Annotated in this window: 11 protein-coding genes and 1 pseudogene; 7 read left to right on the top strand and 5 right to left on the bottom strand. The window is 44.4% G+C overall.

Annotated features, from left to right (window positions below; translation table 11 throughout):
* Window positions 1-113 precede the first annotated feature (113 nt).
* Complete coding sequence (locus tag ACQY1X_RS12480; protein ID WP_002752235.1) at window positions 114-1,676, top strand: B12-binding domain-containing radical SAM protein; 1,563 nt, start codon at window positions 114-116, stop codon at window positions 1,674-1,676.
* 260 nt (window positions 1,677-1,936) lie between these two features.
* Entirely contained in the window at window positions 1,937-3,016 is a 1,080-nt protein-coding gene (locus ACQY1X_RS12485) for a hypothetical protein (protein ID WP_002752236.1), read from the top strand.
* A 2-nt stretch (window positions 3,017-3,018) separates the two neighbouring features.
* On the opposite strand, the gene ACQY1X_RS12490 is transcribed toward ACQY1X_RS12485, so the two are convergent.
* The 4 genes from ACQY1X_RS12490 to ilvB all read right to left on the bottom strand — a co-directional run bounded on the left by ACQY1X_RS12490 (window position 3,019) and on the right by ilvB (window position 8,829).
* Entirely contained in the window at window positions 3,019-3,462 is a 444-nt protein-coding gene (locus ACQY1X_RS12490) for a molybdenum cofactor biosynthesis protein MoaE (RefSeq protein ID WP_002795233.1), read from the bottom strand.
* A 324-nt stretch (window positions 3,463-3,786) separates the two neighbouring features.
* The gene (prmA, locus tag ACQY1X_RS12495) at window positions 3,787-4,683 is read right to left on the bottom strand and encodes a 50S ribosomal protein L11 methyltransferase (protein WP_430012845.1); all 897 of its coding nucleotides are present in this window, start codon (window positions 4,681-4,683) and stop codon (window positions 3,787-3,789) included.
* Between the two features lie 252 nt (window positions 4,684-4,935).
* Entirely contained in the window at window positions 4,936-6,513 is a 1,578-nt protein-coding gene (gene serA / locus ACQY1X_RS12500) for a phosphoglycerate dehydrogenase (protein WP_002733093.1), read from the bottom strand.
* Between the two features lie 462 nt (window positions 6,514-6,975).
* Window positions 6,976-8,829, bottom strand: a complete 1,854-nt coding sequence (ilvB, locus tag ACQY1X_RS12505) for a biosynthetic-type acetolactate synthase large subunit (protein WP_002752240.1) — start codon at window positions 8,827-8,829, stop codon at window positions 6,976-6,978.
* A 269-nt stretch (window positions 8,830-9,098) separates the two neighbouring features.
* On the opposite strand from ilvB, the gene bioD reads away from it, so the two are divergent.
* Window positions 9,099-9,761 (top strand): dethiobiotin synthase, encoded by a 663-nt coding sequence (bioD, locus tag ACQY1X_RS12510; RefSeq protein WP_002733082.1) that lies wholly within the window; start codon window positions 9,099-9,101, stop codon window positions 9,759-9,761.
* Between the two features lie 393 nt (window positions 9,762-10,154).
* Here bioD and ACQY1X_RS12515 read toward each other — a convergent pair.
* Window positions 10,155-10,388 (bottom strand): annotated as a pseudogene (locus ACQY1X_RS12515) (IS4 family transposase); the annotation flags it as partial.
* A gap of 224 nt (window positions 10,389-10,612) precedes the next feature.
* On the opposite strand from ACQY1X_RS12515, the gene ACQY1X_RS12520 reads away from it, so the two are divergent.
* The 4 genes from ACQY1X_RS12520 (at window position 10,613) to ACQY1X_RS12535 (ending at window position 14,052) form a co-directional block, all read left to right on the top strand.
* Complete coding sequence (locus tag ACQY1X_RS12520; protein ID WP_430014742.1) at window positions 10,613-12,355, top strand: fatty acyl-AMP ligase; 1,743 nt, start codon at window positions 10,613-10,615, stop codon at window positions 12,353-12,355.
* Between the two features lie 148 nt (window positions 12,356-12,503).
* Window positions 12,504-12,770 (top strand): acyl carrier protein, encoded by a 267-nt coding sequence (locus tag ACQY1X_RS12525; protein ID WP_430014743.1) that lies wholly within the window; start codon window positions 12,504-12,506, stop codon window positions 12,768-12,770.
* A gap of 45 nt (window positions 12,771-12,815) precedes the next feature.
* A complete protein-coding gene (locus ACQY1X_RS12530) occupies window positions 12,816-13,628 on the top strand; it encodes a class I SAM-dependent DNA methyltransferase (RefSeq protein WP_130757053.1) in 813 nt (270 codons plus the stop codon).
* 172 nt (window positions 13,629-13,800) lie between these two features.
* Window positions 13,801-14,052, top strand: coding sequence for a hypothetical protein (locus ACQY1X_RS12535; protein WP_042790330.1), 252 nt, complete (start codon window positions 13,801-13,803; stop codon window positions 14,050-14,052).
* The last annotated feature ends 14 nt before the right edge of the window (window positions 14,053-14,066 follow it).

Below are 14,066 nucleotides of genomic sequence, written 5' to 3' on the forward strand. Positions count from 1 at the left end.
ATCAAGCCTGATCCTAGTTCTCAGACTAAATAACGGTTTTCCCATCCCTGACCGAAAAAGATTACAATCAAGCGAAAGGTCAAGAATCGATCGCCGTCGAGCGAGGAGTGAATATGCGTGCCTTACTGATTTATCCCGTTTTTCCGCCGACTTTCTGGTCTTATAACAAAATTCTGGAATTAGTCGATCGCAAAGTCTTACTTCCTCCCCTGGGTATGGTGACGGTGGCGGCGATTTTACCCCAGGAATGGGAATTTAAACTGGTTGATCGCAATATTCGGGCAGTGACAGAAGCAGAATGGGACTGGGCCGAAATAGTCATTCTTTCGGGTATGATCGTCCAACGTCAAGATTTAATCGAGCAAATTCACGAAGCCAAGCAACGGGGTAAACTGGTGGCCGTGGGGGGTCCCTATCCCACTTCTATCCCCCACGAAGTGGCCGAGGCCGATTTTCTGATTCTCGATGAGGGAGAAATCACCATCCCGATGTTTGTGGAAGCATTGGCAAAAGGAGAAACTAAAGGTGTTTTCCGCACCACAGAAAAACCCGATGTGACAATTACCCCGATCCCCCGCTACGATCTGCTCGATTTTGAAGCTTATGATTCCATGTCGGTGCAGTTTTCGCGGGGATGTCCCTTCCAGTGCGAATTTTGCGATATTATCGTTCTCTACGGTCGTAAACCCCGCACCAAAACCCCCGCACAATTATTAAAAGAATTAGATTATCTCTACGAGTTAGGTTGGCGCCGGGGCGTGTTCATGGTGGATGATAATTTTATTGGCAACAAGCGCAACGTTAAATTACTTCTCAAAGAATTAAAAGTTTGGCAAGAAGAACACCAGTACCCTTTCCGGTTTAACACGGAAGCGTCGGTGGATTTAGCCGCCGATCCCGAATTAATGGAAATGATGGTTGATTGTTACTTTGACGCGGTCTTTTTAGGGATTGAAACCCCCGACGAAGAAAGTTTACAATTAACCAAAAAATTCCAAAATACCCGTAGTTCGTTAACCGAGACGGTAGAAAAGATTATTAAAGCCGGATTGCGCCCCATGGCGGGATTTATCATCGGTTTTGATGGCGAGAAAAAAGGAGCGGCCGATCGCATTATTAATTTTGTCGAAGAAGCGGCCATTCCCACGGCTCTATTTGGAATGTTACAAGCTTTACCGAATACCGCCCTATGGACTCGCTTGGAAAAAGAAGGACGACTACGATTAACGGGGAAACAGGACATTAACCAAAGTACCCTAATGAATTTCGTTCCCACCCGGCCGATCGAAGATATTGCCACAGAATATATTGAAGCCTTCTGGAAATTGTACGATCCAGAGGTATTTCTTGATCGCACCTATCGCTGTTTCCTGAAATTAGGCGCACCTAAAGCTAAACCTGCCTTTAAACTGCCTCGTCGGGCCGATCTCTATGCCCTAGCGGTAATTATCTGGCGACAGGGCTTTAAACGTTCCACTCGCTGGAAATTCTGGCAGAATTTATTCGGTATTTTGCGCCATAATCCCGCCAACGCCGAACACTATATCACTGTCTGCGCCCACAACGAGCATTTCCTGGAATACCGTCAGATTGTTCGGGATGAAATTACGGCACAATTAGCCGAATTTCAACGCCAAGAGGCATTAACATCGGAAAAAACCGCCATAGCGGCCTAATTATTCCGAGGATGGGTAAATAACCCATCCTGAACATTTTCTGTCCTGATGGTGGGCGATCGATAAATCAATAATATTCCTAGTTTTCCGGTTAAAAATTCCCTCAATCTCTGCCAAAGCAATTCAGTATAATTTCTTAATTTTCTAGATATAATTACATTTTTTCCCTAAAATGTTAGCTGGAATACTGAATAAATCGAGAAAACCTGGATAAAGACAGTATTTTTAGCTCCTTAACCCTATCAATCAAGCTAAAATCAATGATTACTCGTCAAGAACTTAAGAAACTACAATCCCTAACTCAAATACCCGCCCTTTCCATTCTCTTACCTACCCATCGCACCTCACCGGATAACAAACAAGACCCTATTCTCGTTAAAAATTTGGTCGATGAAGCAAAGCGCCGATTATCAGCAGAATTCTCTAAACGTGAAATCGAACCTTTGTTCGATCGCCTCGATAGTCTAGTAGCTGAAATAGATTATCCTTATACTCTAGATGGGTTAGCTCTCTATATTGGTCCGGATATTGCCAAGCTTTATAACCTGCCTTTTTCTGTCCAGGCAAGGGTTGTCATCGATAAAACCTTTGCTACACGGGATTTAGTTTATGGATTACATCGAGAACAACCCTATTGGCTGTTACTATTAAGTCAGGGTTCTACTCGTTTAATCTCAGCTACAGGAGAAACTCTCGAAGAAATTCGCGATCAGAATTTTCCCTTAGAAATGACTGGACCGGGGGCCACCGCACCACTGCCCTTTGATGCCGATACCAGTTATCTAGATGATAGAATCCGGCGATTTTTCCAGCAGGTAGATAATGCTCTGGGTGAATACATTGACATTGATGATTCTTCCCCTTTGATTGTGGGTGGAGTGGTTCGTCAAATTTCCTTCTTTCAAGAAGTTTCACAGTACACATCAGCAATTGTTGGCACTTTAACCGGCAATTTTGACAAAACCTCACTGCCAGAATTAATTCCACAAGTATTGCCGATTATGCATTCAGTGCGTCAGACTCAAAAAACTGAAGCCCTGCAAGCTTTGGACGCGGCAGTCAGCGCTCAAAAAGTTATCTCTACCCTGGGAGAAGTGTGGCGTTTAGCGCAGGAAGGTCGAGGAAAATTGTTATTAGTGGAGAAAAATTACCATGTACCCGCAGTTTTAAGCGAAAATGGTGACTTGATACTGGTGGAAAACGTCGGTGGTACGGAGGTAATCGATGACGCAGTGGATGAAATTATCGAAGTGGTATTGGCCAAGGGAGGACGTGTAGCTTTAGTCGAGGAGGATTCCTTGAACGATTACCAAAAAATTGCCTTGATTTTACGTTATTAGACCTAACACTCCGTTTCACAGGCCCCAATACTAACCCATTGACTAGAACCATCAGACCAGTATTCTTTTTTCCAGATGGGGGCATTATGCTTGAGAGTATCAATAGCATAACGACAGGCTGCGAAAGCTTCCCCTCGATGGGGACAACCCACCGCTACTAAGACGCTAATTTCACCGATTTTGAGCTTACCAGTGCGATGGTGAATGACAACTCGATTGGTATCGGGCCAGGTTTGTCGAATTTGCCGAGCAATTTGCCGGAAAACCTCCATCGCCATGGGTTCGTAGGCCTGATAATCAAGATAAATAACCGGTTTACCGTCGGTTTGCTCTCGTACAGTGCCACTCATTAGTACAATAGCACCATTCGCCCCATCATCGGCTAATTGATATACTTCCTGCAAAGACAAGGGAGCAAAACTGATGCGAAAATTATCTAGCGTCATGGATGCTTTTTTCAGTAAATAGTAAATAGTAAATAAGTAGCTGGTTATAATTAAATTAAAAATGGATTTTAGGTTCGATCCCCCCTGCCCCCCTTGATAAGGGGGGTGCCGATAGGCGGGGGGATCCCCCCTTAATCCCCCCTTGATAAGGGGGGCATCTGATAATTTTTAACGCCTACCTACTTAGTAATCAGTGAAGTGACAAGACAGCACTGTTAATGCCATTTAATACTCCTCACTTGATACTGCTCACTGAAAACTCAAATCTGATAACTGCTCACTGATAACTGATAACTGATAACTGATTCCAGGCTGACAGCTATATTAATCCAGGGTGCGGCGAATTTCGATACAGCACCATTCTTGACGTTTCCACAGGGCAGCCACTGTCCAGCCTTGGGGTTCTAAAATATCTGTAACTGCTTGTGCTTGGGTGACAAGAATGCCGCTTAAAATTCCCCAAGTGGTGGGTTTTGCCAGACGGGTGATTTCGGGCATTAAAGCGATAATTGTCTCGGCTAAAATATTACAAACGATGCCATCAACACCATCGGGAATTAATTCTAATAACTCCTCGACACTACCCTGATTAACAGCTAAATTTTCGGGGTTAATCCCGTTGAGATGGCGATTACTGTACGTCGCATTCACCGCCAGGGGATCTATATCGACAGCATAAACTTTTTTAGCCCCCAATAAAATCGCCCCGATCGCCAGTATGCCAGAACCACAACCGATATCGGCGATAATTTTAGGCTCTGGATGGCTACTTAAACGCATTTCTAGGGATTCTAAACATAATTGCGTGGTGGGGTGCGTTCCCGTGCCGAAAGCGGAACCGGGGTCAATTTTAATCACCAATCTCTGGTTATTTTCCGGAGGATTTAACCAAGCAGGACAGATCAAAAAGCGATCGCCGATCTCGCTAATTTGCCAATGTTGTTTCCAACTGCTGGCCCAGTCTTCCTCGTCCATTAACTGCCAATAGCTGACAGGTTCAGAAAAACCTAAAATCAAAGCATCCTGCTTTAACCAGAGGCTTAGTGCCTCTAAATCGGGCAATTGCGCTTTAATTTCTGGTATATAGGCCTTAACCTCTAAAGAGGATTGTTTTTTAGCAGTGGCCGTTCCCGAACAGCCAAAATCTTCCAGTCTCCAGAAAACCGTTTCTTCGAGACTAGGTTCGCACAAAACCGTAATTTCCCACCAACTATTAGACATATATCAGTTATCAGCTTCTGAAGGCAAGAGGCAACAGGCAAGAGGCAAAAGACAGAATCTGACAATTCTCCTACCTAAAAAGAAGGTTAGAAACTAAGCACATCAAAGCTTTTAGCTTAACCAATTAGGTCTGAGATTCGGCCCTTGTTATCAGTTATCAGATTTGGGTTTTCAGTCAACAGTATTAAGTGGCAAGTGCAGAGCTTTCCTTTCACTGATTACTGTTGACTGTTTACTGATAACTGATTTAATCTAGAGTTTCACTGTGTAAGCATCGCGGATACCGGGGACTTTAGTAATTTCCGAGAGAAGACCTTCTGGTAGAGGATCATCGAGACTCAGGGCCATAACTGCATCACCGCGAATAATTTTGCGTCCTACCTGCATACTGGCGATATTGACATTAAAACTGCCTAAAAGTGCGCCAATTTTGCCGATAATACCGGGCATATCCTGGTGAAGGGTAAATAACATATGATTACTCGGTGGCACGTTAATGGGGAACTCATCGAGGTCAGTAATGCGGATTTCTCCCGTACTTAACAGCGCTCCGGTGACGGAATGGGTCCCCATGGAACCATTAGCTTCCAAATGAATCGATCCCGAATAGTCCCGGGTGGAAGCATCCCGGGTTTCGATTACCCGGATACCGCGTTCCTTAGCTTCGATCGCCGCATTAACATAGTTTACCCGTTCCCGGAGGGCTTGGGAAAGTAAGCCCTTAATTGCCGCTACCACCAGAGGTTGACTGTCTTTAGTGGCCAATTCTCCCTGTAAACGGACATTTAACGAGTCACAGCGACCTCCTGCCAACTGACTGACGAGATTACCCATAGTTTCCGCTAATTGCAGGTAAGGGCGCAGTTTTTCCATAACATCGGGAGTTAGTCCGGGGATATTAACGGCCGAACGCGCTGGCAAACCGAGGAGGACATCGCGAATTTGTTCGGCCACATCAACAGCTACACCCACCTGTGCTTCCGTAGTCGATGCACCTAGGTGGGGAGTGAGGATGACGTTAGATAATTCTCTTAATCTAGATTCGCCTAAAGGTTCCTGTTCAAATACATCCAAGGCTGCCCCGGCGATTCTACCGGATTCGAGGGCTTCAATTAAAGCCAACTCATCGATAATGCCGCCTCTGGAACAGTTAATGATGCGGACTGTGGGTTTCATCTTAGCGATGGTTTCCCGACCGATGAGATGCTGGGTTTCGGCAGTTTTCGGGACGTGGAGAGTGATAAAATCGGACTCGGCAAAGAGTAATTCTAGATCCACCAAGGTGCAACCGAGTTGATCGGCGCGTTCTTTGGAAATAAAGGGATCGTAGGCGAGAATTTTCATGCCTAGGGATCTAGCAACGGTGGCGACATGGGAGCCAATTTTACCTAAACCGACGACTCCTAGGTTCTTTTTATAAACTTCTGTGCCGATAAAGCGATTTCTTTCCCATTTATTCGCTTTTACCGACTGATTGGCATTGGGAATATGACGGGAAAGGGATAACATCATGGCCAAGGCGTGTTCGGCAGCGGCGATCGTGTTACCTTCGGGAGAGTTAACGACAATAATACCCTGACGAGTGGCCGCAGGAACATCGATATTATCGACTCCTACCCCTGCGCGGCCGATAATTTGCAGTTTGCTGCCCGCTTCGACGATTTCTTTGGTGACGCGGGTACTGGAACGGAGCATCAGTGCGTCGTATTCGGGGATAATTTGAATGATTTCCTCGGCGGATAGTCCTGTTTTCACGTCCACTTGGGCAACCTGTGACAGAATTTCTACTCCTACCGGATCGATCGAATCGGATACCAGAACTTTGGCCATAATCTTTATAACGTGCTTTTTTCAGTCTACGGGCAAATGCTAGACCAATACTGGTATCTAGCCGCAATAGCCCATTTTAGAAGCAAAGGGTGCAGTCTATGGCAAAATTAGCGAAAAGATTTTAGGTTGTTATTCTTAATTGTCGTCCATGGGGTTGATGTCAGGCTCTTGCCGTTGTCACTGAGATATGCCTAATTTAATCACGGTGGCGATCAAGTTTTTCGCTCCTTTTTCTAAGGCTTTTTCTAGGGCTGTCATTGCTTCTATTTGAAAATTTCTAAGTAGCTGGTTATGATTAAATTAAAAATGGATTTTAAGTTCGATCCCCCCTGCCCCCCTTGATAAGGGGGGTTTCTGATAATTTTTAACGCCTACCTACTTATGATATTCACACAGTAGAGAAAAAGCCAAAAACCTCCGTTATACTTAACGGAGGCTGGTTAATTAATTAACAATTTTCAGCTACAATTTCGCCCCACATTCAGGACAGAATTTATTATTCCAACTGTTAACCGCGCCACAACTGGGACAATTGTGCATTTCACAACCCCCGGTGACAATTTTCGGTAAACCAATCATACGCGCATTACTTTGGCCGGGGGCAACCATGGGATAACAATTTTCGTCTTTAGTCACGATCGCATTGACCAAAACTGGACCATCATGGGCCAACATTTCGGCAATTTTTGCGGCTAATTCATCTCGATGGCGAATAGTAATCCCTTTAATGCCGTAAGCTTGGGCTAACAGTTCCACATTTGGCATTCCCGCTTCCATATTGGAATTAGAATAACGTTCCCCATAGAAAGCTTCTTGCCATTGACGTACCATACCCTGCCAACCATTATTAATAATAATCGTCTTGGCATGAATATTAAATTGGGTTAGGGTGGCCAATTCCTGTAGATTCATTTGGAAACTGGAATCACCACTAATACAGATGACCTCCTCATCGGGAATAGCCACCTTTACCCCCATCGCAGCGGGTAAACCGAAACCCATCGTCCCCAATCCCGCGCTAGAAATCCAACGTCGGGGTCCATTTTTGAGGAATTGGGCTGCCCACATCTGATGCTGGCCCACATCGGTGGTATAGTAGGCGTGGGGTGCCTGACGGCCCACCTCAACGATTACTTCTTGGGGAGAAAGTCTGCCTTCCGGTAGGGGTACTTGCAGGGGATAATCTTGGCGCCAGCGCTCGATCTGGGCTAACCAAGCTTGGGTGCGATCGGAATTAGTGGGATAATCAAATTCTCTGGCTTTTTGGAGTATTTGTTCTAAAACTACCCGCACATCCCCGACAATCGGCACGTCAGGGGCGCGATTTTTGCCCACTTCCGCCGGGTCGATGTCCACATGAATTACCTTAGCTTTCGAGGCGAATTCGTCCAATTTCCCCGTTACTCGGTCATCAAAACGAGCGCCGACGGCAATTAATAAATCACACCCGGTCACGGCAAAATTAGCGTAGGCAGTGCCGTGCATTCCTAACATTCCCACCGAGAGGGGATGATGTTCATCAAAAGCACCGATACCCATTAACGTGGTGGTGACGGGTAACTGAAAACGTTCGGCAAACTCGGCAATTTGGGCGTGGGCATTAGCTGCGATCGCACCTCCGCCAACGTAAAGTAAGGGTTTTTCGGCGGTTTCCAAGAGGTGCAAAGCGGCCTCGATTTGACGGCGATTACCCTTAACCGTGGGACGATAACCGGTTAGTTTCACATCTCCCGGTTCGACGGGGATATAATCGCATAGTTCTAAACCGACATCTTTGGGAATATCGACTAAAACCGGTCCCGGTCGTCCTGTACTGGCGATGTGGAAGGCTTCAGCGACGATTCTCGCTACTTCCCGGGCATTTCTAGCCACATAGGAATGTTTAACAATCGGTAGAGTAATACCATAAATATCGGTTTCTTGGAAAGCATCGGAACCGATGGCCGCCCGGCTGACCTGACCGGTGATAATTACCATCGGGATGGAGTCCATGTGTGCGTTAGCGATGCCTGTCACCAAATTGGTCGCCCCGGGGCCGGAAGTACCGAAACAGACCCCGACTTTGCCGGTGGCCCTAGCGTAGGCATCGGCGGCATGGGCGGCCGCTTGTTCGTGGCGCACTAAAATATGTTGTAATTCTCCCCGCTCTTCAAAGCGGTAGAGTTCGTCATAGATGGGCAGGATCGCACCTCCGGGATAACCGAAGATGTGCTTAACGCCATGACGTTTGAGACTGTCCATCAAGGCATAAGCACCAGAACAACGCTGGGGAACCGTTGTTAAAGAGTTATTGGGCTTGGGAAGTGATGAAACCACAGGGCAAACCGTCCAATTTCTAACTAGAGGGATAATTGCAATTCTGTTGCCTAGGATGCAACTTGAAAAATAGCAAAATTGATAACCTTATACTTTTAGTGTATTCCATCTCACCTTTTTGGCTGCAGTTTTTTTTCTTTTTGCATCTTACCCATGCAATATCTGGGAAGTGGGGTGTGGGGTGTGGGGTGTGGGGTGATGGGTAAGAGGGGAGATAAGATAATAAATATTGGTGATTTCACCTGATCTTGACTGAGCCTGGGAGTTTTATGAATAGTCTTTTGATTGCGGCTACGGATACCGATGCGGGTAAAACCGTTGTCACCACTGCTTTAGTGGCTTATTGGCAAAAATACTATCCATCCAAGGCCTTGGGGCTGATGAAATTAATGCAAACGGGTCAAGGCGATCGAGAATGGTATGAGGGCTTATTTCAGGGTCAATTAGAAATGATCACACCGCTGCAATATCAAGCACCCTTAGCGCCTCCTGTGGCTGCTGATTTGGAAGGTCGAGATATTCCTTTAGGGACAGTGTGGCAAGCTCTGCTGAACCTACAAAAAAGCCAAGATTTGGTTTTAATTGAGGGTTTGGGGGGTTTAGGTTGTCCTGTCACCCACGAGCTAACTTTGGCGGATTTAGCGGCTCAATGGCGGTTAAAAACCCTTTTGGTGGTGCCGGTGAAATTGGGGGCGATTTCCCAAACGGTGGCTAATATTGCCCTAGCAGAGCAAAAAAAGGTCAATTTGGGCGGAATTATCCTTAATTGTCTCGAACCGCGCACGGAGACGGAAATAGAGCAGTTAACACCGATCGATTTAATTCAATCCTTGACTAATTGTCCGGTTTTAGGTGTTTTTCCCTTTATCGAAGATCGTCGGGATTTGGATAAATTGGCCTCAGTGGTAGCTAGTTGGCCAGAAATTATCTAGAGCAGGAAACCATACCAGATTTTGGAATTTTTGTCAAGAGATATTTGTTAAATATATATTATTTCTGATAAAAATATATATTTATTTGGAAAAGTTTAAGTTCTTTGGCAAAAATACAAAGTCTTATGAAAATTCTTGAAAAATTATGGCAAAACTTGGCAAATACGAGCAGAATTTCGGGACAATGGGAGCTAGAGGGATGGATTCGTCAATTAGTTAGCCGCACATTAGACCTCTTGTGAAAACTAAAAATTGTTGTTAGGGTTAGGAGTCAGTAGCCAGTAGTCAAGAGAATTAAGAATGAATAATAATTAACTAAATAGTCTATTTACAGATTTTAGGCAGTTTAGTTCTTATTTTTGCCGTTTTTGAACCCTCAAAAATTAATTATGCAAGAGGTTTAATAAAACGCATCCGTTCATCGCTGTTTGAGTTGCCTTTTTTCTTCTTGAGCATCACCAGAGAATGGGTATGACTACCAAATGACCAATTGGTGCGGTCAATACTCAATAGCCAGGGTTGAGGGATAGGGAGCCACTGGACTACAATGGGAGCTATTTCAATGGAGCGAGTAAAGAGAGTCTTGCTCCGTGCCATCCCTTTAGGAGGTTTGAGAGCTTGTTTCAAGGCGTTATACTGGGGAGCATCTCATTTATGCAAGTGAGTAATTATACTTGTCCCTAAAACTGGTTTCTGGCAAGGCTTTTAAAATAGCTTGACATAAAACCTGATTTAGGGGTTACAAAGGTGAGATGCTCCCTTATACTGGTTCACGGGGGTTTCGAGATTAGTGCTATTTCTCATAAAACCCTACTCCCGCCTACTTTTCAAGTTTTTCGTCCTGTACTTAGATGACTATTAACTATGGTGATCTGCAAGAACCCTTTAATAAATTCTCAACCCTAGTTGAATTACTCCGTTATCGGGCAAGCAGTCAACCGGAACGCCTCGCCTATATTTTTCTGCGAGACGGAGAAATCGAAGAAGCTCGTTTAACCTATGGGGAACTGGATCAAAAGGCTAGGGCGATCGCCGCTTATCTACAATCCTTAGAAGCCGAGGGCGAAAGGGGTTTACTGCTCTATCCCCCAGGACTAGATTTTATTTCAGCTTTTTTTGGTTGTTTATATGCGGGAGTCGTTGCCATTCCCGCCTATCCACCCCGACGGAATCAAAACCTTTTGCGTTTACAGGCGATTATTGCCGATTCTCAAGCCCGATTTACCTTCACCAATGCCGCTCTATTTCCCAGTTTAAAAAACCAATGGGCTAAAGACCCTGAATTAGGAGCAATGGAATGGATTGTTACCGATGAAATTGACCATCACCTCAGGGAGGATTGGCTAGAACCAACCCTCGAAAAAAACAGTCTCGCTTTTCTACAATACACCTCTGGTTCAACGGGAACTCCAAAGGGAGTAATGGTCAGTCACCATAATTTGTTGATTAATTCAGCCGATTTAGATCGTGGTTGGGGCCATGATCAAGATAGCGTAATGGTCACTTGGCTACCGACCTTCCATGATATGGGTCTGATTTATGGGGTTATTCAGCCTTTGTACAAAGGATTTCTTTGTTACATGATGTCCCCTGCCAGCTTTATGGAACGACCGTTACGTTGGTTACAGGCCCTTTCTGATAAAAAAGCAACCCATAGTGCGGCCCCCAACTTTGCCTACGATCTCTGTGTGCGGAAAATTCCCCCTGAAAAACGGGCCACGTTAGATCTAAGCCATTGGTGCATGGCCTTAAATGGGGCCGAACCCGTCAGAGCGGAGGTACTTAAAAAGTTTGCGGAGGCTTTTCAAGTTTCTGGTTTCAAAGCCACAGCCCTTTGTCCTGGCTACGGTTTAGCAGAAGCCACCCTGAAAGTTACGGCGGTTAGTTATGACAGTCCCCCTTACTTTTATCCCGTTCAGGCTAATGCTTTAGAAAAAAATAAGATTGTGGGAGCCACTGAAACGGATACCAATGTGCAGACCCTCGTGGGCTGCGGCTGGACAACGATTGATACTCAAATCGTCATTGTCAATCCTGAAACCCTGAAACCTTGCTCCCCTGAAATTGTCGGCGAAATTTGGGTATCAGGTTCAACAATTGCCCAAGGCTATTGGGGAAAACCTCAAGAGACTCAGGAAACCTTTCAAGCTTATTTGGCAGATACAGGAGCCGGGCCTTTTCTGCGAACAGGAGACTTGGGCTTTATCAAAGACGGTGAATTATTTGTCACAGGTCGGCTCAAGGAAATTATTCTGATTCGAGGACGCAATAATTATCCCCAGGATATTGAATTAACCGTCCAAAATAGTCATCCCGCTCTGCGTCCCAGTTGTGGGGCTGCTTTTACCGTTGAAAATAAGGGCGAAGAAAAGCTCGTGGTCGTTCAGGAAGTGGAGCGCACCTGGCTCCGTAAGGTAGATATAGATGAGGTAAAAAGAGCCATTCGTAAAGCTGTTGTCCAGGAATATGATTTACAGGTTTATGCGATCGCGCTGATCAGGACTGGTAGTTTACCAAAAACCTCTAGCGGTAAAATTCAGCGTCGTGGCTGTCGGGCCAAATTTTTAGAGGGAAGCCTGGAAATTTTGGACTAAGAAAATTTCTTGATCGGCACTTAATGTGTTAAATTCGTATATCGATTGAAACTTCGAGCAATTCTTTCTCTCCCCTTAAGTCCACGTCCCTAGACTTGGAAATTCCTTAAAAATTAGCTACATTTCTAAAGAAAGCAAACTGAGTCTAATGTCCACAGAAATTCCAAACAACAAAAAACAACCGACCCTAACGGCAATTCAAAACTGGTTAGTGGCTTATATGACAGAGATGATGGAAGTGGACGAAGATGAGATTGATCTAAGCGTTCCCTTTGATGAATATGGTCTCGATTCTTCTATGGCAGTTGCTTTGATCGCCGATCTAGAGGATTGGTTAGGACGAGATTTAGATCGCACCCTGATCTACGATTATCCAACTCTAGAAAAGTTGGCTAAACAGGTTAGTGAACCCTGACATTTTTATAAAGTTTGTGCTTAAAAATTTTGAGGAAGTTCTAAAATGACAAATTATGGCAAATCTATGTCTCATTACTATGATCTAGTGGTAGGACATAAAGGTTATAACAAAGATTACGCCACTGAAGTAGAATTCATTCACAATTTAGTTGAGACTTACACAACTGAAGCCAAATCTATCCTAGACTTGGGCTGTGGTACGGGTTATCATGCCGCTCTTTTAGCACAGAAAGGGTATTCTGTACATGGTGTTGATCTCAGTGCTGAAATGTTAGAGCAGGCTAAAACTCGCATTGAAGATGAAACAATAGCTTCTAATCTGAGTTTTTCTCAAGGAAATATTTGTGAAATCCGTTTAAATCGTCAGTTTAATGTTGTTCTTGCTCTATTTCATGTGGTTAACTATCAAACGACCAATCAAAATTTACTGGCAACGTTTGCAACGGTTAAAAACCATTTAAAAGCTGGGGGGATTTTTATTTGTGATGTGTCCTATGGGCCTTACGGACTGGGGGAATTTAAGAGTCGGCCTACAGCATCAATATTGCGTTTAGAGGATAATTCCAATGGTAACGAAGTAACCTATATTAGTGAACTAAATTTTTTAACCCATGAAAATATAGTGGAAGTTACTCACAATTTATGGGTAACAAATCAAGAAAATCAACTTCTAGAGAATTCACGGGAAACACATCCTCAGCGCTATCTTTTCAAGCCTGAAGTTGAATTGTTGGCTGATGCTTGTGAACTAACTGTTCTTGATGCGATGCCCTGGCTTGAACAACGTCCTTTGACAAACATTCCTTGTCCTTCAGTTTGTTTTGTTATTGGGCATAAAACAACCCATTCAGCTTAAATTCTGCTAAAAAAAATCCAACTTACCTTATTCTCTGAAACCACACAAGCCATGAATACAATTCAAGATGCCAAGACCGAAAATTACTCAATCTTAAATCAGTCAATTCCAAGACCTCTCAAACTGAGTAATATCCTATTATGATAAGATTTTGCGTTCTCCTTTGTTTGGAATGTCAGCAGAGGAGTCTCTATATTGGCTAGAAAGATGTTTATGTCAAGAGCATCAGGGCTTCGATGTACAAGTTAAGTATCATCAAAAAATGCTGAAGAATATGTTACGTTTGACCGATAGTTTGGATTATCTATGGCCAGTTAACCGTGAAATGCGGCTCATGAAAGCTGGGGGGTCAATTGAACGGGCGATCACCAATAACATTAAAGCTTTTCTTCAATTTAAAGAAACTGTAACCGTATTAAATTAGAAAAACCGCAGTGA

It is taken from the genome of Microcystis protocystis FBCC-A270 (genome assembly GCF_050500235.1).
Lineage (GTDB): Bacteria > Cyanobacteriota > Cyanobacteriia > Cyanobacteriales > Microcystaceae > Microcystis > Microcystis ichthyoblabe_A.

What these genes read in the sequence shown, in the direction of transcription:
- ACQY1X_RS12480 (WP_002752235.1), top strand. Translation starts at nt 114, where the DNA reads ATGCGTGCCTTACTGATTTATCCCGTTTTTCCGCCGACTTTCTGGTCT.
- ACQY1X_RS12535 (WP_042790330.1), top strand. Translation starts at nt 13,801, where the DNA reads ATGTCAGCAGAGGAGTCTCTATATTGGCTAGAAAGATGTTTATGTCAA.
- bioD (WP_002733082.1), top strand. Translation starts at nt 9,099, where the DNA reads ATGAATAGTCTTTTGATTGCGGCTACGGATACCGATGCGGGTAAAACC.
- prmA (WP_430012845.1), bottom strand. Translation starts at nt 4,683, where the DNA reads ATGTCTAATAGTTGGTGGGAAATTACGGTTTTGTGCGAACCTAGTCTC.
- ACQY1X_RS12530 (WP_130757053.1), top strand. Translation starts at nt 12,816, where the DNA reads ATGACAAATTATGGCAAATCTATGTCTCATTACTATGATCTAGTGGTA.
- ACQY1X_RS12490 (WP_002795233.1), bottom strand. Translation starts at nt 3,462, where the DNA reads ATGACGCTAGATAATTTTCGCATCAGTTTTGCTCCCTTGTCTTTGCAG.
- serA (WP_002733093.1), bottom strand. Translation starts at nt 6,513, where the DNA reads ATGGCCAAAGTTCTGGTATCCGATTCGATCGATCCGGTAGGAGTAGAA.
- ACQY1X_RS12485 (WP_002752236.1), top strand. Translation starts at nt 1,937, where the DNA reads ATGATTACTCGTCAAGAACTTAAGAAACTACAATCCCTAACTCAAATA.
- ACQY1X_RS12520 (WP_430014742.1), top strand. Translation starts at nt 10,613, where the DNA reads ATGACTATTAACTATGGTGATCTGCAAGAACCCTTTAATAAATTCTCA.
- ACQY1X_RS12525 (WP_430014743.1), top strand. Translation starts at nt 12,504, where the DNA reads ATGTCCACAGAAATTCCAAACAACAAAAAACAACCGACCCTAACGGCA.